The organism is Kitasatospora sp. NPDC059812, assembly GCF_042732075.1.
GTDB lineage: Bacteria > Actinomycetota > Actinomycetes > Streptomycetales > Streptomycetaceae > Kitasatospora.
Window position 1 is genome coordinate 17,427 of the sequence record NZ_JBHWIO010000006.1, and the last position, 23,325, is coordinate 40,751.

Sequence of the window (23,325 nt, forward strand, 5' to 3'; positions counted from 1 at the left end):
CACCCCCGCGCGCCGCGGGGGCCGGGGGCGGGGGGGGGGGGCGGGCGCCCGCGCGCGGGCCGCGCCCCCCCCCGCCCCCCGCGCGCCCCCCCCCGCCCCCCCCCCCGGGGCGTACCGTCGGGGGATGACGGCCAATCGGCGGACGGGCGGGTGGAATGCGGGTGTCGTCGGGCCGGTGTCGGGTGGGGGCTGCTACCAACGGTCCCATGTCCCATCACCTCAGCGGCCCCAACCTCCGCTCGCCCCGAGGCGACTCGCGGCTCGACCTGACCGACGTGTTCGCCTTCCCGGCCGCCGATGCGCCCGGCCGGACCGTCCTGATCATGAACGCGAACCCCTACGCCCCCACCCAGGCGGCCGAGTTCCACCCCGACGCCGTGTACCGCATCAACATCGACACCGACGGCGACCACCGCGCCGACGTCGCCTACTCCTTCACCTTCTCCGCCCCCACCCACACCGGCGCCCAGACCGTCACCGTCCACCGGGCGACCGGCGCCGCCGCGCAGAAGCACGAGCCCACCGGGGACGTCCTGTTCTCCGAAGCGCCGGTCGCCTTCGGGGACGCGCCCGACGTCATCGAGGCGAACGGCCGCAAGCTCTCCGTCGGCCTGCGCAGCGATCCCTTCTTCGCCGACCTCGAAGGGATCGTCAACGACTTCACCTGGACCGGCAAGGACGCCATGGCCGACGCCAACGTCTTCGGCATCGCCCTCGAAGTCCCCGACACCGACCTCGGCCCCGACCCGACGATCGGCGTCTGGGCCCGGGTCAGCCTCCGCCAGGACGGCCGGCTCGTCTCCGTCGACCGTGGCGCGCACCCCTCCCTCACCGCCTACTTCAACAAGGAGGAGGTGAAGGACGCGTACAACGCGGGCGAGCCGGCCGACGACTGGGACACCTACCGCGAGGCCTGGACGGCCGTCCTCCAGCACACCGGGGACTACACCACCGAGGCCGCCACCGAGACCCTCAAGCTCGTCCTCCCGGACATCCTCCGCTACGACCGCTCCCGCCCCGCCGCCTACCCCAACGGTCGCACCCTCGTCGACGACGTGACCTCGGCCCGCCTCACCATGGTCTCCGGCGGCAAGATCACCAGCGACCACATCCCCCCGCACACCGACGTCCTCCCCGTCTTCCCGCACCTCGGCCACCCGCACCCCGTCAAGTAGCGAGTCAAGTAGCCGGACGACAAAGCGGCGGTCAAGAATCCTTGACCGCCGCTTCGCACTTCCCGCCGTGATCACGTGTCAGGCTGTGCGCCCCCGCCCGGCAATGAGGAGGTCCGGTGAACCGCGCGCGCCCACTGATCGAGGACTTCCCCGCCCACCCGGACGGCGACCCGGCCGGCGCCCTCGCCCGCGCCGTCCGCGAGCGCCGCACCGCCCTCGGCCTCTCCATCGCGGACCTCGCCAAGCGCGCCGACCTCACCGACGCTCAGATCCGCGCCATCGAAGCCGGCCACGCCGCCCCCACCCTCCCCCTCCTCACCGCCCTCTCCCGGGCGCTGAACGTGGAGTCGTGAGGGGCTCAGGACGGGCAGGGCCCCTGCGGCTGGTGCATGTCCGCTCCCACCGTCAGCGACGTTCGATGACGCTCTTCTCCCAATCCGAGAGATCGTCGGCGAATCGGCGCCGATCGACCCAGGTCCCTTCGGGCAGGGACACCCGCAGGACCAGTTGCCGCCCGAACCGCGTGGGCGAGAGGTCGACCTCACCCCGTGTCACCAGGTCCACGAAATCCAGGACCCGATGGGCGGGGACGCCGTCGAACACGTAGTCCTCGTAGAGAACCCTGGCTTCGCCGAGGTCTTCCCTCAACATCACCAGATACTCGTGCCCGGACAGGGCCTCCAGATGGAGGTCGACCAGCCTCGGCTCGGCCGCGACCTCGACCGCCTCGATCCCGGCGAACCGCCCGGACCGCTGGGCCGCCGCCACGAGATCCTCCACCGAGTACCCCGGGGGTAGTCCTTCCTGTCCCATCCAACTGCCTCCACTCTGCAGGTCGATTCCCGCTCTACCAGGCGCGTCCAGTGGCACGGTGACCGGCCACGGCAGAACGTGGAACGGCCCCCGCGACCGGCTCTCGGCCGATCGCGGGGGCCGGGGGGCTCCCTCAGTTCGGTGCTACGCCGCGAGCGGCCGCAGCGCCACCTCCCAGGCCCGGAACTTCAGCCGGAGCGTGGAGGCGACGATCTCGAACACCGGTGGCAGGTCGGCCCCGTACTCGTAGTACGTGACAGTGTCGATCCCGTCCGGTTCCTCCGGAGGGTCACCCTGCCAGCCGTCCGAGCTCACCGCGGTCTGCTGCATGACCAGTTCGCCGGCGTCGTGGAACTCCAGCGCGAAGCGACCGCGGGTCGGGTGCCTGAACTCCAGGCTCACCGTCGCCTTGGGGTAGCCCACCAGGGCGACGCCGAGAAGCTCGCAGTCGTTGTGGAGGTCGATGAAGCCGCCCGGCACGTCGAGCTCGACGTAGTCGCCCGGGGCCTCCCATGCCTCCAGACCGCTGAATCGGGCCTTCACTTGATTCCCTTCTTCTTCGGCTTCATCAGATGGAACTGGGCCCGTCCGATGTCACGCCAGGTCATGCGCTGGGTGTTGTTCCGCTGGAGCGGACCCCAGCCGCTCGGTGCCCGGGGCTCGCGGTAGCTCGGTACCTTGTGCGGGGTCGGGACCTTCTCGGTCTTCCCGCCACCGAGTTTGTTGGTGTGGGTCTTCCCACGAAGGTCGTAGTACCACTTCGTCTTCCGGCCCTCGACGATCACCCGGCTCTTGCCGCCATTGTACTTGTCGGCCAACTTGCTGGCGTAGCGGGCCTTGGCCTCCGTGTTCTGGATCCGCGCATATCGGTAGACCACCTTGGCCTTGGTCGCTATCCGATCCACCCGGGCCGCAACCCGTGCGGCCTTCACCGCTGTGATGGTGGCCTTGGCAACGGCTCCACCGCCGACGACCTGAGCCACCGCGACCACCGCCATCTCGGCGGCCTTCGCCGTGTCCCCGGCCACTGCGTAGGAGACCGAGGAAACGGCTGCTGCCACCGCGCCGATGGGGCCGGGGATGTAGGCGGCGACCTCGGCGACCTTGGCGACGACCTCGACCGTCTTCTTCAGCCATTTGGGCATGCCCCAGTTGCCGTCGAGGTCGGTGCAGTTGACCGGATCGCCGGTGCAGTAGTCGTACGGGCTGGCGTTGCCGCCGGGCACCGGGTCGATCTGGAGGAAGCGGCCCAGGGCCGGGCTGTAGAGGCGGGCACCCATGAGGATGTCGCCGTCCTGGGCTTCTGCGGAGCGCTGCTTGCCGCCGAGCCAGCCGTAGCGGACGTTGGCCTGGCCGTCCTGCGGGATGCCGAACTCGTCGAAGTCCAGCACCACCGGCTTGGTCAGCGCGGTGTCGGTGGTGACGACCACCGAGCCGAACAGGTTGGTCAGCTGGAGCTGGACGTCACCGGTCTTGCTGGTGGTGGCCGTCAGATCGGCGTCCGGGCCCGAGACGTTGCGGGTCAGGGTGCCCTGGGCGGTGTCCTCGACGGTCCAGCGGACCTCGTCGGAGTCGTCGCTGTAGTGGTTCAGCTTCGACGTGGCGTTGGCCCAGGAGCCGTCGGCCTGCTTCTTGCTGGTGGTGAACGCGGTCAGGCGGTGGGCGGCGTCGACGGCCCACTCCTGCTTGGTGTCCCCCTTCTCCTGGGCGGCGACGCGGTCGTTCGCCCAGTAGGTGTTGGTCGCGCCGGTGGCCGTCTTCACGGTGCGCCCGAAGGCGTCGTAGACGAAGCCGGCGTCGGTGAGCCGGTCGGCGCTGTCGTAGGTGTGGTTCTCCGCCGTGGCCCCGGCCGTGCTGCACTCGCCGGCCGCCCCGCGCGGGGAGGTCTGCTTGGACAGGCGGTTGGAGTGGGCGTCGAAGGCGTACTGGCGGGTGACGCAGCCGGCCGCGACCGTGGTCTGCTCGGCCTTCACCAGCCGGCCGAGCCGGTCGTACTGGTAGGAGCGGGTGGCGGTGGAGCTGGTGTCCTTGGCGACCTGGCCCTGGGTGGACATGTCGGTGGTCTGGGCCCAGACCACCGTGTTGTCCGAGGTGCGGGTGTAGGTGCGGCCGGTGGCCTCACCGACGGCGTTGAAGGTGTCCTTGCGGACGATCCCGCCGGGGTAGGTCTGCTCGACCAGTTGGCCGTCCGGACCGTACTTGGCGGTGAACTCGCCCGCCACGCTGTCGGTCACGGAGGTGACCAGCCCGCGCGGCTCCTTCGCCCGGTCGTAGGCGTAGGTGGTGGACCCGGTTTGGTCACTCACCTTCGCCGGCTTGCCGAACCGGTCGAACTCGGTGGTGGTGGTGGCACCGTCGGCGTCCGTGTAGGAGATCAGACGGCCGAGCGCGTCCAGGACGCGGGTGAGCGACTTGCCGCCGGCGGTCGTCTTGACGATGTCACCGGTGGCCGGGTCGTACTCGGTGGTGACCTTCGGCAGCGGCTTGCCCTCGTCCGAGGTGATCTCGGTCGAGACGATCCGGTCCAGGGCGTCGTAGACGGTGACGGTCTTGCGGGACTTGCCCGCGTTGGTCTCGGTCGTCTCCTCCGGCTCGTTGAACGCGGAGTAGCGGGTGACCCGCTTCACCGGCAGCGTGGTGGACATCCGCGAGGCGTCCGCCCCGGTGACGGCGCCGCCCGGCATGGTGACGCAGGGCAGGCCCGCCCACTCCGGGCGGTTGGCGCACGCGGCGTCGTCCGGGTTGGTTCCGGCGGTGTAGAACACCGACTTGACCGTCCCGGCGTCATTGCCGGTGGAGCCCGGCTTGCGGGACTCCAGCGCCCGCCCGGAGGCGTCGAGCTTGACGTAGGCGGTCAGCTTGGCGCCGAGTGCGTCGGTGGTCACCGAGGTGGCCGCCTTCAGCGTCCAACCGGAGGTGCCGCCGATCGGCGTGTCGTAGCCGGTCTTGGTGACGCGCAGTTCGACGTCGTCGGCGTAGCCGTCGATGCGGGCGCCGTCGGTCGCGGTGGTGACCAGGTGGTAGGTCTGGCCGTCGGGCTTCCCTTCGTCGTAGGTGTTGGTGTTGTGGTCCCGCGCGACGACCGGGGTCCCGGCGGCGAGCGTCGGGTTGACGGTCGCCTTGGTGAGGGTGACGGTGTCGATGCCGGTGTGGAACCGCTCGCCGCCGCTGGCCGCGTTGGTGTCGACCACGGTGAGCTTCAGCTCGTGGTCGCCGCGCGTGAGCTTCACGGGTGCGCCGGTGGTGTACGGGGCCACTGCGCCGCTGGCGCTGTAGGTGTCGATCCGCTGGCCGACGTCCTTGCCGTCGATCGCCCACTGGATGACGCCGTGGTCGCTGTTCTTCGTCAGCTGGCCGGAGAGGACGTACTCGCCCTCCTCGGGAACGGTGACGCGCATCGCGTCGAACGCGCCCGCCGCCGTGCCGCGGATGCCCAGCTGGGCAACGCCGGACCAGGTGACGCCGCAGCAGTCGTTGTCGATCTGGACCTTGGCGTTGGTCCCGAGCTGCGGCAGCTTCTCGGCCTCGGCCGTGACGACGGCCGGGTTGGTCTGGCCGTTGACCTGCTCGGCGAGCGAGGCACGGTAGACCGGACCGAGCGTCTCCGTCACGTCCAGGCCGTCGGCGGAGTACGTGGTACGTGAGTCGAGCAGGCGCGCGCGGGAGGCGGAGTCCGCCGGGAGGTTCAGCTCGGCGGCGAACTTGTCCGCGTCCGGGTACGTGCCCAGCGCGATCGAGCGGTTGGCCGCCCCCAGACCGCGCACGACGTGGCCGTAGCGGTCGTACTCCTTGGTGTCGATGTCACCACCGGGGGTGACGGACGGGATTGCGGTGTTGACCACATTGCCGGAGGCGTTGAGGTAGTGGATGGAGGCCGACTTGTAGGCGTCCGGGCCCGGCTTGGCGGCCGAGGCGGTGTTGGTGCCCGGGTCGTCCTCGGGGCCGAACACGGCGGTGGCGTCGGTCGGCGCATCGGTCTGCGCCCACTTGGCCACGTCCGCACCCGCCAGGTCGTACGGACCGCCGGCGCCGCGGGTCAGCGGCACGTCGTAGACGACGCTGGATGCGGCCTCGCCGGTGACCTGGTCCTTGCTGCCCGGCGCGAGCATGCCGCGACGGACCTTGAGGAGACGGCCAGGGTCCTGGTCGGCCGCCGCCTTGCCGTAGTCGAAGTTCCACGGCAGCTCACCGGCGCTGCCGATCCGGGTGACCCGGCCGGCGTCGTCGTAGCCATAGGAGGTCTTCAGCGGGGTGGCCAGGCGCGGGTCCCAGACCTGGGTGAGGCGGCCGCGGTCGTCGTACGCGTAGTGCGCGACCTCGACGGCCTCCTGCTTGGAGGTGGCCGGGTTCCACGTCCAGACCTTCACGCCGCGGACGCGGTCCAGGTAGTCACCCGGGGTCGCGGCCGTGGCGGTGGTCACCTTGGCGTAGTCGTACTCCATCACCTCGCAGCCGCGCGGCAGCGGGTCGACGGTGCAGCCGTTGACGTCGTCGATGCCCGGCTCGACGGCCGGGACGATGCGCTTGACGAGCGAGCGGCCATCGGTGGTGTCGTACTGGTAGCGGGTGGTCGAGGCCGCGTCGGGCCCCGTCTCGCTGACCACCTGGTAGATGTTCGAACCGGCCTGGCGGGCGAAGACGGTCTTCGAGCCGTCCAGCTCGCTCAGCTCGTAGGCGGTGCCGGCGGTCTGGATGTCCCAGACCTGGTTGGGGCCGGCCCAGCAGACCCAGATCGAGGCGCCCTTGTCGGCGTCCAGGCACTGGCCCGAGTGGCGGTTCATGACCGTGCCGTTGGTGCGCACCTCCCACTGCTGGTTGTCGCCGCCGTTGCAGCCCCACAGCGTGAGCGGGGTGGCGTTGCCGGTCTGGCCCCAGGGGTTGTCCAGGCAGTAGCCGAGCAGGCGCAGGGTCAGGTCGTCGCCGCGGGTCCACTGCTGGTTCGACGCGCCCGTGCACGGAGCGGGCTGCAGCCGGGCGCCGTTGCCGGCCGCGCCGTTCGGGACCTCCAGGCACTGGCCGCTGGTCGACAGGACGATCGCACCGGACTTGGCCGGAACGGCCTTGAGCGACAGCGACTCGGCGCCCGGCTCGGGGAAGAACGTTCCGTCCGTGCCCTTGGCGAAGGTCAGCGAGGTGTCGTCGTTGTCCTTGATCTCGACCAGGTCCGACTGCGGGAAGGACAGCGCCCGGTAGTCCGAGCCGGTGCCCGCGTCCGGGCCGCCGGCCCACTGCGGGCCGAACGGGGCGACGATCTCCTTCAGCGACAGGTCGTCGAAGAAGACCTCCTTGCCGCTGCCGGCGGTGTTGCCGTTGTAGAGGCGGAACCAGGCCTCGGTGGCGTCCTTGGGCACCGTCAGGTCCAGCGTCAGCTGCTGCCAGCCGTCGGTGAACGACGCCTTCGGAGAGGCGGTCTCGCCGTAGCCGGCCGGGGTGCGGTAGACGCCGACCATCCGCAGGCCGCGGTTGGCCAGCGGGTTGTCCAGGCCGGTCGCGCCGGGGACGTAGATCCAGCTGGTGAGCCGGTAGGTCTTGCCGGGCTGCATGCCCTGGCCGAGCGTGTACTCGGGGCCGAGCGCGGCGAAGGAGTCCCAGCCGGAGCCGGCCGGGACGACCAGGAGCGAGTCGGGCGAGTTGTCGTGGCCGCGGACCGTGGAGCGGGACAGCGTCGCCTGTCCGGCGGTGAAGCCGGTCAGGTCGGTGCCGACCTGGCGCTGGTTGAGCGTCAGACGCTCGCCCTGGGGCTGCCAGCCGCGGCCGAGGTCACGTGAGGAGGCAGTGCGCTTGACCGACAGACCGCGCTCGTCGGCGTCGGTGACGTCGGTCGAGTAGTCGCCGGTGAGCAGGTTGACCGAGCCGGGGCCGATGTTGGCGCCGGTCGCGCCGTCGGCGTTGCGGTCGACCGTGATGGTGTTCCAGACGGTGGCGTAGCCGTTGCCGGAGCCGTCCTCGGGGAAGAGGAGGGCGCGGACCTGGACGACGCCGCCGACCTGGCCGAGCGTGTCGAGGACGCTCCAGTTGGCGTGCGGGCCGAGGTCCGCGAGCCGCGGCTTGTCCTCGGTGACCGCGGTGTTGTCCGCCTTGGTCAGGTTGGTGCGCGGGACGTTGTACTCCGCGGCGCCGGGGCCACGGCGGTACTGGTAGACGACGCGCTGGAACTGCGCCTGCGCGTCGACCGCGAGCTTGACGCGCTTCGCGGACTGGGTGCCGTTGACCGGCGAGCTCATGCCCGCCTGGCCGACCTGGAAGGTGTACGTCGCGGGCGGGGACAGGTTGCCCGCGCGGTCCTTGGACTGCACGCTGAGCACGCGCCGGCCCTCGGTGGTCGGCGTGATCGACGTGGTCAGCGCGCCGGTCGCGGCCACCGTCACCGGGGTGCCGCCGTCCAGGGTGTAGACGTAGGCGGCGGTGTCGTCGGTGCCCGGGGCGGGGGAGAAGGTGAACGACCCGGCCTGGTTGGCGGTGCCGTGCCAGAGCCCGTCCGCCGGGTAGTCCGCCGAACTCACGAACGGCGTACCGGGCTTGACGGTGTCGGCGATGACGTTGGTGCCGACCCAGCCGGAGCGGGACTTGCCGTCGTCGAGCATGGCCCAGATCGTGTACTGCACGCCCTCGTCGAGCTTGGCGATGCCGTAGTCGGAGGGGCGGACGGTCGCGATCGCGCCGTTCGGGGTGTCCCGGACGATGCTGCCGATGAACGTGCCGCCGCGCCACAGGTCCAGGTAGACCTTCAGCGGGTCGCCGTCGGGGTCGGCCGCCTGCACCTGGAAGCGCGGGTTCGCGTCCGAGGTGTAGCGGGGGTTGCCCTGCTGCGAGGGCTGCACCTCCACCGTCGCCGGGGTGGCCGGGACGGTGTTGTAGGTGATCGAGAGGAACGGAGGCCAGTAGCCCTCGGCGGAGCTGAACTTCTTCCAGGACAGGTTGCTCGACTCGTCGGCCGCCTTGAGGGCGAACCCGTATTCGTTGTGACCGAACCCGGCGAAGTACCGGATCATCTCGGTGACGTCGGCCTTGGCCCAGAACGTGCCGTCGGAGGCGTAGCAGTCGTGGGTGTCACCGTCGTTCGCCACGTCGTACGTGTCGTTCGAGGTGGCCCACTTGCGCTCCATCGCGGGCTGGTTGCCCCAGCGGGTCCACCAGGCCGCGCCGGGCGCGTTCCAGACCTCCCACTGCTTCGGGATGCAGGACGAGGAGTGATGGTTGGCGAGGTTGAGCGTGGCGCCCAGGATCTGCTTGCCGTTGAACGACCCGCCCGGGACGGTCAGGAACGACCGGGCCACGACCTTGCCGTCGTAGCTGCCCAGCTTGAGGTCCGTCGACGAGGAGGCGTCGATGTTCTCGTTGGTCTGGACGTAGGTGTCGAAGGTCGTGCCGACGTCCACCACCGGGTCGATGGTGACCGGGAACTGGGTCTTCGGGTCGGCGAGGAAGGCGGCGTCCGGGGTGAACACCAGCTCGGTGTCCGCGCCCTGGCCGTGCACCTCCATCGTCACCGGGCCGCGGTTCAGGTGCTCCTGCGAGGCAGGATCGACCGCGGCGTCCCACATGACGGGGGTCGGGATCTTGACCGTCGCCTTGCCGGTCGCCTTGTCGAGCAGCTGGATCGAACCGTCCTGCTGCGGCGAGACGGTGAGCCCGGTGGTGTCCAGCGGGAGCGTCACCGTGCCGGTCTGGGCGACGGCGGCACGGTCCTTGACGATCAGGAACTGCTCGAAACCGGTCCTGGTGGCTTCGAGGACCAGGTCGACGCCGGGGCGGGCGTTGACGTAGGTGGCCTTGTTGCCCTCCAGCTTGGGCTTGGGCAGCTTGCCCAGCCAGCCGAACTTGACCTGCTGCTCACCGGAGCCGATCTTGACCAGCTCGCGCTCGGCGGGGACCGGGGCGGCCGGGGTGGCCGGGGTGGACTGCGGGTCGGCGGCCGGGGCGGCGGCGCGGGCGCCGCTGCGGGAGGCCCGGTTCGCTTCGGCCGAAGCCGAAGCCGAAGCCGAGGTCGAAGCCGAAGCCGAAGCCGAGGCGGACGGGGACGACGACGGGGACGACGACGGGGACGCGGAAGCGGGGGCCGTCGGTATCGCACTGGGCGACGTCGCCGGCGCAGTGGCCGGCGCAGTGGTGGCCGCGGCGCTCGGAGTCGTGGCCGGAGCAGTGCTCGGTGCGGCCGTCGGTATCGCGGCGCCCGGCAGGCTGTCGCCGACCGTCACCCCGGCGTCGCCGCCCTCGAAGACCACCCCGCCCGGGTGCGCCTTCGGTGCGACCTTGCCGTCCGGGGTCTGCACCAGCGTGGTGTCGACGGGCACCCAGGTGTCGCCGACCTTCATCCGGATCGGCCCGGTGGAGCGGTCGGAGGTCAGCGTGCCGTCCGGGTTCGCCCACAGCGTGGTGAACTCCGTCCGGGCGTTGGTGACCTCGATCCGTCGCTTCTGCAGTCGGGCCGACAGGAGCGCCGAAGCCTCGTCAGGCGCCTCGGTGGCCGGAGCGGCGGGCGGAGTGGCGGGTGAGGGTGCGGCGGTGGCCGGAGCGGCCGTCACCGCGTCCACCACCACACCGGCCTGCACCAGCAGGCCGAGCGTCAGGAGCGCTGATACGGGGCGCATCCGACGCGTAGAGAAGGCCCCGCCCGCAAAAGCGGACGAGGCCCGAGACCGTCGTTTCATCAAAGACTCTCTCAAGAGATGTGCATTGTTTTGAATGGCTTGATCGAAGCCGAAGCACAATCTCTCATTCTCAGCTGACTCCCAGTGACCAATCAGGATGACGATTGCGTAACAGATCGCTTACGCTGAGGAGTCGTGAGAAATGGAGTCATTTCGATGACATCACCCCAGGTGGGCGAGGTTTCCGAGATGCGAAGAGGGCCCCCGATCGCGTGCGCGAAGGGGCCCGGGACGGTCGTGAATTAAGAAGTGACGTGCAGTCAATTACCGTGCGGGCTTTCCGCCGAAAACCGCCGACGGCGGGACACCCGGAGGTGCCCCGCCGTCAGCGCCGTTCGCAGTGTGGAAGCCGAACGGCGGTGCCGTCAGGCGGTGCCGCGGCCCGCCCGGCGGCGGCGCAGCAGGGCGGTGCCGAGTCCGAGGGCGGCGAGGAGGGTGCCCGCCCCGGTGAGCAGGGCGGCGCTCGGGGTGGAGTCGCCGGCCGGCGCCGCGACGGGGACCGTTCCCCGGTCGAAGCCGCCGAGCAGGTGCGCCTTGGCGTAGTCGGTGCCGGGCAGCTTGTCGGCGTACCGGTCGTGGACCACCTGCTGGTACTGGGCGAGGGTGATGCCCGCGTCGCCCACGGACCGGACCGCGTCCGGGTTGAGCGGCCGTACCTGGCCGTCGACCAGGGCGTACCAGGCCCGGATCTGCGGTTCCTCGAAGGCGACGGCGCCGCGGCCCAGTGCTGCCGCGGCGGCGGCGTGGTCGGTCTCGTCGCTGCCGGAGGCTATGTTGATCTCGGCCCAGGACCCGCCGGCGTGCGGGTCGGGGGCCGTCCACACTGAGGCCTTGCGGCCGTCGGCCGCGTCGGCCTCGGTCGCCATGAACGCGAACTTCGCGACCGGCGCCCCGACGGAGGCCGCCGCGACGAAGTCCGGGTTGAGGTAGTACACGGGCACGGTGTCGCCGACCACCCGGGCCGGGGCGGCGGCCTGCGCCTGGCGGGCGTCGGAGGAGCCCTGGCCGGAGCCGTGGGCGAAGAACCCGCCGAGGGTCTGCACGACGGGGGCGGCCTTCGCCGCCGCGGCGGCCGCGGTGACGTCGGCCGCGGACGGGGCGGACGGGACGCCGGCTGCCGTGGCCGGGGTGGCGGCGAGGGCGGGGGCAGCGGCGAGCAGTCCGCTGCCGGCCAGGGCGATGGCGGCGAGGGCGCGCGGGGCGCGGAAGTGCGTCATCGTGTCACGCCCCGATCCGGTACAGCGAGTCGTTCCAGTTGAACTGGCCGTTGTAGCCGGCGTAGTAGCTGTACGACGCCAGGTTGTAGCGGTTGCTGCTGGGCCACGGGTCGCCCCAGTAGATGGACTTGTTGCTCTGGTCGTAGCCGTAGATGACCTGGGCGTGCCCGCCGCCGGCCAGCCAGGAGATGCCGGTCTCGATCGGCCGGCCCGCGTTGATCTCGCTGACGATGGTGTTGAAGGACAGGGCGCCGGTCTCCTGACCGGGGGACACCCCGAGTGCGGAGAGCGCGTTCTGCACCCAGGAGAGCTGGCCGGGCTGGTTGGGGCACTGGTACGAGGTGTCCTGGCCGTAGGCGAGGTCGCAGAACGAGTTCTGGTCGGTGCCGTGGCCGAGGAAGGTGGCGATGGTGTTGCCGGAGGCGGCCCAGCACCACTGGTCCTGCTCCTGCGCCTGCATGGAGATGTTGAGCCGGGAACCGGCGGCGAAGGTCTGGGAACTGCCGGCGGCGGCCTGGGGGGAGGCCGCGGCGGTGCCGGCGCCGGTGGTCACGACGGCGGCCAGCATGCACAGCGCGGCCAGTGCGGCGCGCAGGGACGACCCACGGATGGGTCCGCTCATGGGGGAACTCCTTCGTGCGGGGGCACGGGCGGCTCCGTGTGCACCCGGCGCCGCCCTGGGGTGTGCCTTGTGTGGGGGTGTGCTGTGTGGGGGTTGCCGCGCGGCCGACGCGGCGGGCCCGGACCGGGGTTGCTAGGAAGCGTAGGCAGCAGGCCGGGCCGCTCCCAGACCCCCCGGAGGGGAGCGGGCGGCGCTGTGAACGGGGCTGTGAAGAGGGGCGGTGCGGCGGAGGTGCTGCGCCGCAGACGGGTGGCCGGGAGCGGGGCTCCCGGATATGGACGCGGCCGGGGTAAGCCGGTAATTTCACAGCGCGCCGCGTCCCCCCGTACCGCGTCCCCGCACCCCCGCCCCCGTACCGCGTCCCCCTCACCGCCGTCCCCGCACCGCCGCCGTGTCCCCTCGGCCCCGCCGCCGCCGCGCGCCGGCCGGGCCAGTAGCCCCGGGAGCCCCGATGGCCAGTCGTCAGGAACCGCCGCCCGGTGCTGCCCCGGAGAGCGCCGCCGTGCTGGCCGCGCTGCGGAGCGGGCCCTTCGGCCTCGCGCTGCGCACCGCGATCGAGGCCCGCGGGCTGCCGCTGGAGCGGCTGCGCAGCCGGCTGGCCGAGCGCGGACTGCGGATCGCCGTCACGACCCTGAGCTACTGGCAGCGCGGGCTGCGCCGGCCGGAGCGCCCGGAGTCGTTACGGGTGGTGGCCGCGCTGGAGGAGATCCTCGGGCTGCCGGCGCACGCGCTCACCGCCCTGCTGGGTGCGCCGCGGCCGCGCGGTGGGGCGGACCGCGACGGCGGCGGGCCCCGCCCGTACCCGCAGATGGTGCGCACCCCCGGTGATCTGGGCGGGCTGCTCGCGGATCTGGACAGCCCGGCGGCCGGGAAGCTCCAGGTGGTCACCGAGTACGCGACGGTGACGGTCGGGCCGCGTCGTGAACTGGCGGCGCTCAGTTCGATGGTGGCGGTCCGGGCCCGTCAGGACGGGGTCGACCGGGCGCTGCTGATCTACGACTGCGACGAGGGGGTGGACGAGGGGGCCGTCGAGATCGTGGCGGGGGACAGCTGCCGGCTGGGCCGGGTGCGCCGGGATCCGGTGGCCCGGGTGGTGCTCGCGGAGCTGCTGTTCGACCGCTCGCTGCACTGCTCCGAGACCCAGGTGTTCTCCTTCGAGGTGCGCCCGCACAGCGCGGCCGAGTGCTGCCGCTACCGTGCGGCCTTCCGCTTCCCGGCGGACCACTACGTCCTGCGGGTGCGCTTCGATCCGGGCGAACTCCCGGTGCAGTGCCAGTGGTTCACGGCGAGTGACTCGGAGGGTCCGGACGACAGCCTGGCCGACCTCACCCTGGACAGCCACCACCTGGCGCACGTGGTGGCGACCGCGCTGGGGCCCGGGGTCGCGGGCATCCGCTGGGCGTGGACCTGAGGCGTGGACGTGGGGCGTGGACCTGAGGCGTGGACGTGGGGCGCGGCCCTGCGACCGGGGGTCAGGCCGGTTCGTGCGCGGTGCCGCCGACGAGGGCGCGGGCCTGCGGGGCGGTCATGGGGTGGGCGAAGAGGTAGCCCTGGCCGAGCGGGCAGCCCATGGCGGCGAGGAGGTCGCGCTGTTCGGGGTGTTCGATGCCTTCGGCGATGACCCGGACGCCGAGGGTGTCGGCGATGCGGGTGATGCCTTCGACGAGGGCGTACTGCTGCGGGGAGAGGCCGAGGCCGTCGATGAAGGACTTGTCGATCTTGAGGATGGAGATCGGGAACTCGCGCAGGTAGGAGAGCGAGGAGTAGCCGGTGCCGAAGTCGTCGATGGCGATGCCGACGCCGAGGTCGCCGAGGGTGGCCATGTCGGCGTGGACGCGGTCGTCGCGGCGCATCAGGACGGATTCGGTGAGTTCGAGGACGAGGGTGTGCGGGTCGATGCCGGAGCTGCGCAGGGCGCCGCGGACGACGTCGACGAAGCCGGCGTCGCGGAACTGGCGGGCGGAGACGTTGACGTTGACCCGCAGCGGGGGGAGGCCGGCGGCGGCGCGGTCGGCGGAGCTGGCGGCGTGCCAGGCGGCGGCCTCCTGGGCAGCGCGTTCCAGGACCCAGGCGCCGAGGGGGACGATCTGGCCGCTCTCCTCGGCGAGGGCGATGAACTCGTCGGGCAGCACCATGCCGCGCCGCTGGTGCGGCCAGCGGACGAGCGCCTCGAAGGCGACCAGGTCACCGGTGCGCAGGTCGACGATCGGCTGGTAGTACAGCTGGAAGGAGGATTCGGCGATCGCCGCGTCCAGGTTCTCGTTCAGCTCGTGCCGCTCCACCAGCCCGGTCTGGAGGGCGGGCTGGTAGTGGCGCCACTGGCGGCGGCCGGCCGCCTTGGCGGAGTAGAGCGCGAGGTCGGCGTGGGTGAGCAGTTCGGCCGCGTCCACGCTGTCCTCGGTGGTGGCGACGCCGATGCTGGCCGTCACCCGGACGGCGCCCGCGCTCAGCCTGAACGGTTCTGCGAACACCGTCAGCACGGTGTCCGCGATGGCGTCCACGTCGGCCGGGCGCAGCGCGTCCTCGACCAGGACGGCGAACTCGTCGCCGCCGAGCCGGGCGGCGGTGTCCGAGCTGCGCAGCGCGGTGGAGACCCGCAGCGAGACGGCGATCAGCAGTTCGTCGCCGACGGCGTGCCCCTGGGTGTCGTTGACCACCTTGAAGTCGTCGAGGTCGAGGAAGAGCACCCCGGTGACGGCGCCGCTGCGCTCGCCGCGGGACAGCGCGTGGCCGACCCGGTCCAGGAACAGCACCCGGTTGGCGAGGCCGGTGAGGGAGTCGTGGAAGGCCCGGTGGGTGAGTTCGCGCTCCATCTGGCGCTGCTCGGTCACGTCGCGCAGGGTGAGCACCAGGCCGCCGACCGTCGGGTCGGCGCGCAGGTCGTTGAAGCGGACCTCGGCCTCGATCGGGGTCCGGTCCTGCCGCAGCAGCCGCCAGTGCTCACGGGGCTGTTCGCGCAGCGGTTCGCGTGTCGGCGAGTGCTCCGGCGCGTGTGCCGGGGCGGCGTGCGCCGGGGCGGCGTCCACCGGGCCGCGCATCCGGGCCAGCGCCTTGCCGACGGCCCGGCTGTCCTCGGGCGGGACGAGCTCGGTGAGCAGGGTGCCGTCCAGGCTGGGGTAGCCGAGGACCCGTTCGGCGGAGGAGGAGGCGTAGCGGACGCCGTCGTCGGCGTCCAGGATCAGGATGACGTCGCTGGCGTTCTGCACCAGGGTGCGGAAGTACAGCTCGCTGTTGCGGCGGTTGACCTCCTGGCTCAGCACGACCCGTTCGACGGCCAGCGCGGCCTGCGCGGCCAGGATCTCCAGCGAGCCCCACAGGCTGGTGAGCTCCTGCGCGGTGCCGGTGACGATGAGCGCGCCGATCAGCGGGTCGCCGGAGGGGCGCTCGTCGAGGGTGAGCGGGCACAGCAGGGCGGAGGGCATGCCGTCGAGGCGGGCGGCGAGGTCGCTGCCGATGTCCTCGACGGGCAGCAGCCGGGTCTCCCGGTAGGCGGCGAGGGCGAGCGCCTCGTCGGAGTCGGTGACGGGGCCGAGGTGGTGCTGGGCGGCGCCGCGTTCGGCGTGCCGCACGTGCAGGACGCCGGCCTCCGTGACGGCGAGCAGGGCGACGTGCCCGGGCTCGGTGGGCATCAGGGTGGAGGCGGTGGCCTGGACGGCGTCCGCGACCTCCTCGACGGTGACGGCCGCGGTGAGTCTGGCGCCGGCCTCGCGCAGGGCCCGCTCGCGGGCGATCGCCTGCCGGCGGGCGACCACGACGACCGCCAGCCGGGCCAGCACCAGCAGGTACAGGAGGGCGGAGAAGGCGCCGATCACGCCGGCGTTGCTGGTGTTGCCGTTCAGCGACTCGATGATCAGGATCGCCGGGGCGATCAGCGAGGCCAGGGTGAGCAGGGCGAGGCGGCCGGCGCTCAGGTCGGGCTGCTGGGTGGGGACGGGTCTGGTCAGCTCGACCATGGACGGGTGCAGCGCGGCCGCGCCCCAGGCGGTGTAGAAGGCGGCCCAGCCGAAGTCGACGGGGGTGCCGATGTGCCAGTTGCCGTGCAGCTGGATCAGCCCGTACAGGGTGTCCGAGACCAGCATGCCGGCGGTGCCGACGGTGAGCAGTTGCAGCGCCCGGCTGGTGCCGCCGCGCGGGGTCAGCAGTCGCAGCAGCAGGGCGAGGACGACCACGTCGCCGAGCGGGTAGCCGATCGAGACGGCCTTCTGGAACCAGGAGAGGTCGGGGTTGCGGGCGTACGGGAGGATCAGGTAGATCCAGGCGAGCAGCGCCAGGCCCATGGTGAGGATCAGCGCGTCGAGCAGGCCGGCGCGGTCCTGACGGGCCGTGCGCCAGCGGATGAAGCCGAGCACGCCGGCCGCGTACAGCACGAACTCGGCCAGGTAGAAGCCGTCGGCGACGGACGGGAACGGGTTGTGGAGGTGCAGGAACTGGGTCTGGACGACCTGGACGACCTCGCCCGCGGTGAAGCTCAGGTTGGCGAGCGCCAGCACGTACCAGAACAGCGCGTGCGCGGGGCGGTTGAGGCGGACGCCGGCCACGATGGCCGCGCTGCTGCCGAGTCCGATGCCCGTCCACCAGATGATCCGCTGCGAGGGGTTGATGTAGTAGACGCCGGTGAACAGCACCATCCACAGCAGGTAACAGACCATCAGGCGTTGTCGCCGACGTGTCAACGGGGCTACCTCCTCCGCGTCGCCACCCGGCCGGTGGGACGGGGGAGTTCGGGCGAGGACGGGTCTCGGCGGTCGCGGGGTCGTCTCGTCCCGGGCTGACGGGCACACGGCAGCGTCGCGTCCGGTCGGGTTGCGATCGGACGTTCGTCCTGTGCCCTGAGTGCGTATAGTCGGAAATGTCGCACCTCCCAGGAAACTGCCGCCACAGCACGAGGTCAAGCCGGTGGACGACGCAGCAGACAGCGCACAGGGCGTACGAACGGATGTGAACTCCGGGCGTCACGCCGTGGTTCGCAACGACAGCGGTCAGTACGCGATCTGGCCCGGCGACTTGACCGTGCCGGGCGGCTGGCACCTGGTGTACGGGCCGGCCGGCCGCGACGACTGCCGGGCCCACGTGGCCCGCGAATGGCGCCCGCCCGGGCTCGGCTTCCCCGGGCTCGGCTCCCCCGGGGAGCGCGGCCGCGGGCGGGCCGCGGGCGGCGGCGGCACCGTGCACGGACTGCTGCGCTCCCGCGCCGCGCAGCACCCGGACGCGGTCGCCGTCGCCGCAGACGACGCCACGCTGAGCTACCGCGAACTGGACCGGCGCAGCGACCGCCTGGCGCGGGCGCTGCGGGCCCGCGGGGTCGGCCCCGAGGAGGTGGTGCCGGTCTGCCTCGAACGCGGCGCGGGCCTGGTCGTCGCCTGGCTCGGCGTACTGAAGGCGGGCGCGGCGCTGCTGCCGCTGGACCCGGCGTACCCGGCGCGGCGCCTGGCCCGGCTGGTCGAGGACAGCGGGGCGCGGGTGGCGGTCACCGAGGGCGGGGCGCTGCCGGGCGTCGAGCCGCTGCCGGTGGACGGCGTGGACGGCGTGGACGGTGCGGGCGGGCCCGACGGCGCCGGTGAGCCCGACGGTGCCGGGCCCGACGACCTCGCCTACCTGATCTACACCTCCGGCACCACCGGCACCCCCAAGGGCGTCCCCGTCACCCACCGCGCCCTGGTGTTCACCCTCGACCGGGTCGTCCACGCCTACGGCCTCGCCCCCGGCGAACGCGTGCTGCAACTCGCCGCGCTCGGCTTCGACACCGCACTGGAGCAGGTCTTCGCGACCCTGCTCGCCGGGGCCACCCTCGTCCTCGGCGGCGGCCGCACCTGGGCGCCCACCGAACTCGTCCACCGGATGCGCGGACTCGGCCTCGCCGTCGCCGACCTCACCCCCGCCTACTGGCACCACGTGCTCACGCTGCTCCCGCCCGGCGGGCCCGGCCCGGAGGGGCTGCGGCTGGTCGTCGTCGGCGGGGACGTCGTGCACGCCGACGACTGCCGCAGCTGCCTGGACCGGCTGCCCGGCGTCCGGCTGGTCAACGCCTACGGGGTCACCGAGGCCGCCGTCACCTCCACGCTCTGCGAGGTCACCCCCGCCCTGCTGGACGCCGGCGGCCCGGGTGGCCCGGCCGCGCCGGTGCCGATCGGCCGCCCGCTGCCCGGCGTGCGGGTGCACGTCCTGGACGCCCGACTGTCCCCCGTAAGGCCCGGCGAGAAGGGCGAGATCCACCTCGGCGGGCCCGGCCTCGCCCGGGGCTACTGGCGCGCCCCCGCGGCGACCGCCGAGGCCTTCGTCCCCGACCCGTACGCGCCGGTGCCCGGCGAGCGGATGTACCGCACCGGCGACGCCGGGCGCTGGCGGGCCGACGGGCAGCTGGAGATCCTCGGCCGCTTCGACGACCAGGTGAAGGTGCTCGGCCACCGCGTCGACCCCGCCGAGATCGAGGCGGCCCTCGCCGCCCACCCCGACGTCCGGCAGGCCCGCGTCGCCGCCGACGGCGGCGACCCCGACGGGGGCCGCGCGCTCACCGCCTACTACACGCTCGCCGACCACGCCGACGCCGCGGCCGGTGCCGGGGCCCGCCGCGACCGGCTCCGCGCCTACCTGGCCGAACGGCTGCCGGAGTACATGCTCCCGGCCGCCTTCGTGGCGCTGGACCGCATGCCGCTCACCCCGGCCGGAAAGGTCGACCGCCGCCGGCTGCCGCACGCCGAGCCGCGCACCCCGGGCCGGGCCGACGCGGGCGGCACCGGGGCGGCGGGCGGCGGGGGAGCCGTCGAGGACGCCATCGGGCAGCTGTGGGCCGAACTGCTCGGCGTCGAGGACGTCGGCCCCGCCGACGACTTCTTCGCGCTCGGCGGCAACTCGCTGCTGGCCATGGAGATGCTCGCCCGCGCCCGGATCATGCTCGGTCTCGACGTCACCCGCGTCCGCGCCCTCACCCGCGCCCTGCTGCGCGACGCCACCCTGCGCGCCTTCGCGGCCGCCGTCCAGGCCGCCCGCGCCGACGGCGCCGGCCCCAGCCCCAGCCCCGGCCCCGGCCCCGGCGAGGCCGCCGTCGACTGGGTCGCCGAAGCCCGGCTCGCCCACCCCGTCCAGCAGTCCTGGAGCCCGGCGCCCAGCCGCGCCGAACCCGCCGAGATCCTGCTCACCGGCGCCACCGGCTTCTGCGGCGCCCACCTGCTGCACGCCCTGCTCGCCACCACCCGGGCCCGGATCCACTGCCTGGTCCGCGCCCCCGACGAGGAGCACGCGCTGGAACGCCTGCGCGCCGCCCAGCAGCGCTTCCTGCGGCACGACCTCACCGACACCCGGGTGGTGCCGCTGGTCGGCGACCTCGCCGCACCCCGGCTCGGGCTGACGCAGCGTCAGTTCGACGGGCTGGCCGGGAGTCTGGACGCAGTCCACCACCTCGGCGGGCAGGTCAACTTCCTCTACCCGTACCACCAGCTGCGCGCGCCCAACGTCGGCGGCACCCGCGAGATCATCCGCCTCGCCGGGCACAGCCGGGGCGTACCCGTGCACTACCTGTCCACCCTCGCCGTGCTGGCCGGCTTCGGCGCGGCCGGCGTCCGCGAGGTCACCGAACGGACCCCGCTCGCCCACCCCGACCGGCTCGGCGTCGGCTACGTCGAGAGCAAGTGGGTCGCCGAACAACTGCTGCACGAGGCGGCCGCCGCCGGGCTCCCGGTCACCGTGCTGCGCACCAACGACGTCACCGGCGACCTCGCCACCGGCGTGATGAACACCGGCACCGAGATCTGCGCGCTCATCGCGTACCTGGCGGACAGCGGCACCTGCCCGGACGTGCTGCTGCCGCTCGACTTCGTCCCGGCCGACCGCTTCGCGCGCGCCGTCGCCCACATCGCCGCCCACGCCCCCGCCGACGGCGAGGTCTACCACCTCACCTCGCCGCGCCCCGCCGACCTCGCCGACCTCGCCGAACGGCTTCGGGCCCGGGGCCACCCGATCGCCGAACTCCCCTACGGTGACTGGGTGCAGGGCCTGGTCCGGTTCGCCGCCGGGCACCCCGCCCACCCCGTCACGCCGTTCGTCCCGCTGTTCGTCGACCGCGCCCCCGGATCGGCGCTGTCGATCAGCGAGCTGTACTTCCGGCCCGTCTTCCCGCTGTTCGACCGCGCCAACACCAATGCCGCGCTCGCCGGCAGCGGGATCGACCTGCCCGCCGTCGACGCCGGCCTGCTCGACCACTACCTGGGCCGGCTGGCGGCGGAGGGCTTCCTCCGGCCTCCGGCATGAGCCCCTTCGACGGGCTGGACGTCCAACGCGGGCCCGGGGACGGGCCGGTGGCGTTCGGCGCCGGCCTCGGCGCGCCGGACCTGCTGGCGGCATACCGTCGGGGCCTGTTCCCGATGCCCGCGGCGGACGAGTACGCCGGCGCCTACAACGAGGCGCGCTACGAACAGGCCGTCGAGGCGGGCGAGGTGATGCTGCTGCCCGGCGGGGACGACCCGTACGCGCTGGCCTGGTGGTCGCCCGACCCCCGGCCCGTCCTGCCGCCCGACGGCGTCCGGCTCGGCAGCCGCCTCGCCCGGCGGCTGCGCCACCGGCCGCAGTGGTGGACCAGCGCCGACCGGGCCTTCGGCGAGGTGCTGGCCCGCTGCGCCGAGGGCCGCCAACCAGCCTGGCTGACGGGTGAGTTGCGGGCCGCACTGGAGCAGCTGCATGTGCTCGGGGCCGCCCACAGCGGCGAGGTGTGGGAGGGCGAGGAACTGATCGGCGGGGTGTTCGGCGTCGCCGCCGGGCCCGTCCTCAGCCTCGACTCGATGTTCCACCGCCGCCCCGACGCCGCCCGCGTCGCCGTCGCCGACCTCGGGGTGCGCTTCGGCGCGGCCGGCGGGCGGCTGCTCGACGCCCAGTGGGACAGTCCGCACATCCGCAGCCTCGGCGCCGAGCCGGTACCCCGCTCCCGGTACCTGGCCGAGCTGGCGGCGGACGCCGTGGTGGGCCCGCTGCCGGGAGCTCCGCTGCCCGTGGCCCGGCTGGTCTGACCTGCGCCTTTTACCTTGCTTGGCCTGTCTTCGACAAACTTATTCCCCGTCAGTAACATGACGCCGCGTGTTCAAAAGCTCCATAGGCAGGGCCCTCGGCCCCGCCCTCCTCACCCTCGCCCTCGCCGGGGTCGCCGCCTGCGGGCCGACCACCTCCGGCACTCCGCAGGCCGCCGCCGGCACCACCGAAGCGGCCGTCACCACCGGCACGACCACGACCACGACCACGACCACGGCCGCCGCCGGCGGCCAGGCCCCGACAGCCCCGGCCGCCGGCACCCCGCGCGCCCGGGCCGCCGCCGCCCCGACCACCGCGGCCGCCACCGCACGGCCGACCGGTGCCGCCGGCGCCGCCGGTGCGCCGGTCACCGCCGCCCCGGCCGGCGACCGGCAGGCCGCCGTCGCCGCCCCCGCCAAGGACGGCGGCGCGGCCACCCCCGCCGGGCAGAACCTCCAGCTCACCGCGTACGACCCGGCGGGCGGCACGGCCGTCCTCTCGGCGCCACCGGCCGCCGGGCCCACCGCGACCGCCGGCGCGACACCGCCCCCCGCCCCCGCCGTCCAGCCCGGGCAGCTCATCGCCAGCCCGCCCACCGCCGCCGCGCCCCAGGGCGCGCTGGTCGCCGTCACCGGCGTCCGCCCCGGCGCGGGCGCCAGCCTCAACCTGACCACCCGCCCCGCCACCCTCGCCGAACTCCTCGGCGGCACCGAGGCCGACGGCCGGGTGCCCGTCGACCCGCACGGCATCACCGTCACCCCGCTGGTCAAGGACCTCAAGGCCGTCGTCGGTGCGGACGGCGGCGGCGTGAAGGCCGACGCCTCCGGCACCCTGGAGGTCGACGTCAAGGCCCCCGTCCCGCTGCCCGACGGCGCGAGCGTGGACGCCTCCGGCTCCCTCCAGCTGCACCCGGCCGTCCACTTCGCCTACCACGGCGCCGCCGCCGGCAGCCCGCGCACGGCCTCCATCGGCTTCGACCTCGGCGCCCACGCCCAGTGGAAGGTCACCGGCGACGTCGCGCGCAGCACCGGCGCCGCGCCCGTCCGGCTGCCCTTCGCCACGTTGCAGGCCAGCCCGGTTCTCACCGTCGCCGGACTGCCCGTCGTGGTCAACCTGAAGCTCACCTGCTACCTGGAGGTCAGCGCCGACGGCCAGGTCCACCTGGAGGCCGAACAGGAGGCCACCGGCACCTGGGCCGTCCGCGCCGACTACACCGGAGGCAAGGGCTGGACCCCGACCACCGACGCCGACACCAAGGTCTCCCCGGTCCGGGTGCGCCTCACCGGCAAGGCCGGCGTGCGGGCCGCGCTCGGCGCCGAGGTCTCCGTCGGCCTCTACGACACCGTCGGCGTCCAGACCACCGTGGCCCCCTACCTGCGGGCCCAGGCCGAGGGCTCACTGACCGCCGACTCCTCCGGCAACCCGCCGCAGGCCCAAGGGAGTTGGTCGCTGGTCGGCGGCGTCGACCTGACCGGCTCGCTGCTCGCCCACCTCAAGGTCTTCGGCACCCCGGTCATCGAGGGCACGTACCCGCTGCCGCCGTTCCACCGCGAATGGCCCCTGGCGGCGGGCTCCGCGGCCCTGCCGTCCCCGCGCCCGAGCAGCTGACCCGGGCGCGCCCCGGGCTCGGGGTCCGGTTACTGCTCGGGCGGTACGCCGGGCAGCGGGGCCACTGCTCCCGACGTACTTCTGACGCACCGACAGTTCGTGCCCCAGGGCGATGATCCGGTGCCGGGTGCGCTGGAAGGCTGACGCGGGGGGAGGAGGGCCGGGCGCAATCAAGCGGCGCCCCACCCCCAAACCCCCCCGGTCCCCAAGGCCCCACCCCCCACCCCCGCCCCCGGCGCGGCCGC

The 23,325-nt window shown here is 73.2% G+C and carries 12 protein-coding genes; 6 read left to right on the forward strand and 6 right to left on the reverse strand.

Going from position 1 to position 23,325, the window contains the following annotated elements; genetic code table 11:
• Nucleotides 1-206 precede the first annotated feature (206 nt).
• Both ACFV6D_RS04720 and ACFV6D_RS04725 read left to right on the forward strand, forming a co-directional pair.
• The gene (locus ACFV6D_RS04720) at nt 207-1,175 is read left to right on the forward strand and encodes a DUF4331 family protein (RefSeq protein ID WP_063349778.1); all 969 of its coding nucleotides are present in this window, start codon (nt 207-209) and stop codon (nt 1,173-1,175) included.
• A 116-nt stretch (nt 1,176-1,291) separates the two neighbouring features.
• Nucleotides 1,292-1,528 (forward strand): helix-turn-helix transcriptional regulator, encoded by a 237-nt coding sequence (locus ACFV6D_RS04725; RefSeq protein ID WP_380368776.1) that lies wholly within the window; start codon nt 1,292-1,294, stop codon nt 1,526-1,528.
• Nucleotides 1,529-1,580: 52 nt separating this feature from the next.
• On the opposite strand, the gene ACFV6D_RS04730 is transcribed toward ACFV6D_RS04725, so the two are convergent.
• From ACFV6D_RS04730 to ACFV6D_RS04750, 5 genes are all read right to left on the reverse strand, one after another.
• Nucleotides 1,581-1,988 carry a hypothetical protein gene (locus ACFV6D_RS04730; protein WP_380494193.1) on the reverse strand — a complete coding sequence of 136 codons (408 nt, stop codon included), beginning with the start codon at nt 1,986-1,988 and terminating at the stop codon, nt 1,581-1,583.
• A 144-nt stretch (nt 1,989-2,132) separates the two neighbouring features.
• Nucleotides 2,133-2,531 carry a hypothetical protein gene (locus ACFV6D_RS04735; RefSeq protein ID WP_380494196.1) on the reverse strand — a complete coding sequence of 133 codons (399 nt, stop codon included), beginning with the start codon at nt 2,529-2,531 and terminating at the stop codon, nt 2,133-2,135.
• The gene (locus ACFV6D_RS04740; protein WP_380558402.1) at nt 2,528-10,579 is read right to left on the reverse strand and encodes a ricin-type beta-trefoil lectin domain protein; all 8,052 of its coding nucleotides are present in this window, start codon (nt 10,577-10,579) and stop codon (nt 2,528-2,530) included. Before ACFV6D_RS04740 ends, ACFV6D_RS04735 begins: the two co-directional genes overlap by 4 nt.
• A 425-nt stretch (nt 10,580-11,004) precedes the next feature.
• Entirely contained in the window at nt 11,005-11,856 is an 852-nt protein-coding gene (locus ACFV6D_RS04745; RefSeq protein ID WP_380558404.1) for a hypothetical protein, read from the reverse strand.
• Between the two features lie 4 nt (nt 11,857-11,860).
• The gene (locus tag ACFV6D_RS04750) at nt 11,861-12,478 is read right to left on the reverse strand and encodes a papain-like cysteine protease family protein (RefSeq protein ID WP_380494201.1); all 618 of its coding nucleotides are present in this window, start codon (nt 12,476-12,478) and stop codon (nt 11,861-11,863) included.
• 451 nt (nt 12,479-12,929) lie between these two features.
• Between ACFV6D_RS04750 and ACFV6D_RS04755 the strand changes: the two genes are divergently transcribed.
• A complete protein-coding gene (locus ACFV6D_RS04755) occupies nt 12,930-13,889 on the forward strand; it encodes a helix-turn-helix transcriptional regulator (protein ID WP_363366734.1) in 960 nt (319 codons plus the stop codon).
• Between the two features lie 61 nt (nt 13,890-13,950).
• Here the strand turns inward: ACFV6D_RS04755 and ACFV6D_RS04760 are convergent, their stop codons facing one another.
• Nucleotides 13,951-17,151 carry an EAL domain-containing protein gene (locus ACFV6D_RS04760; protein WP_380558407.1) on the reverse strand — a complete coding sequence of 1,067 codons (3,201 nt, stop codon included), beginning with the start codon at nt 17,149-17,151 and terminating at the stop codon, nt 13,951-13,953.
• Nucleotides 17,152-17,374: 223 nt separating this feature from the next.
• On the opposite strand from ACFV6D_RS04760, the gene ACFV6D_RS04765 reads away from it, so the two are divergent.
• The 3 genes from ACFV6D_RS04765 to ACFV6D_RS04775 all read left to right on the forward strand — a co-directional run bounded on the left by ACFV6D_RS04765 (nt 17,375) and on the right by ACFV6D_RS04775 (nt 23,080).
• Nucleotides 17,375-20,722 carry an amino acid adenylation domain-containing protein gene (locus ACFV6D_RS04765; protein ID WP_380558410.1) on the forward strand — a complete coding sequence of 1,116 codons (3,348 nt, stop codon included), beginning with the start codon at nt 17,375-17,377 and terminating at the stop codon, nt 20,720-20,722.
• Nucleotides 20,719-21,474, forward strand: a complete 756-nt coding sequence (locus ACFV6D_RS04770) for a leucyl/phenylalanyl-tRNA--protein transferase (RefSeq protein WP_380335842.1) — start codon at nt 20,719-20,721, stop codon at nt 21,472-21,474. Before ACFV6D_RS04765 ends, ACFV6D_RS04770 begins: the two co-directional genes overlap by 4 nt.
• Before the next feature lie 67 nt (nt 21,475-21,541).
• On the forward strand, nt 21,542-23,080 hold the full coding sequence (locus ACFV6D_RS04775) for a hypothetical protein (RefSeq protein WP_380558413.1): 1,539 nt from the start codon (nt 21,542-21,544) through the stop codon (nt 23,078-23,080).
• Nucleotides 23,081-23,325: the final 245 nt, after the last annotated feature.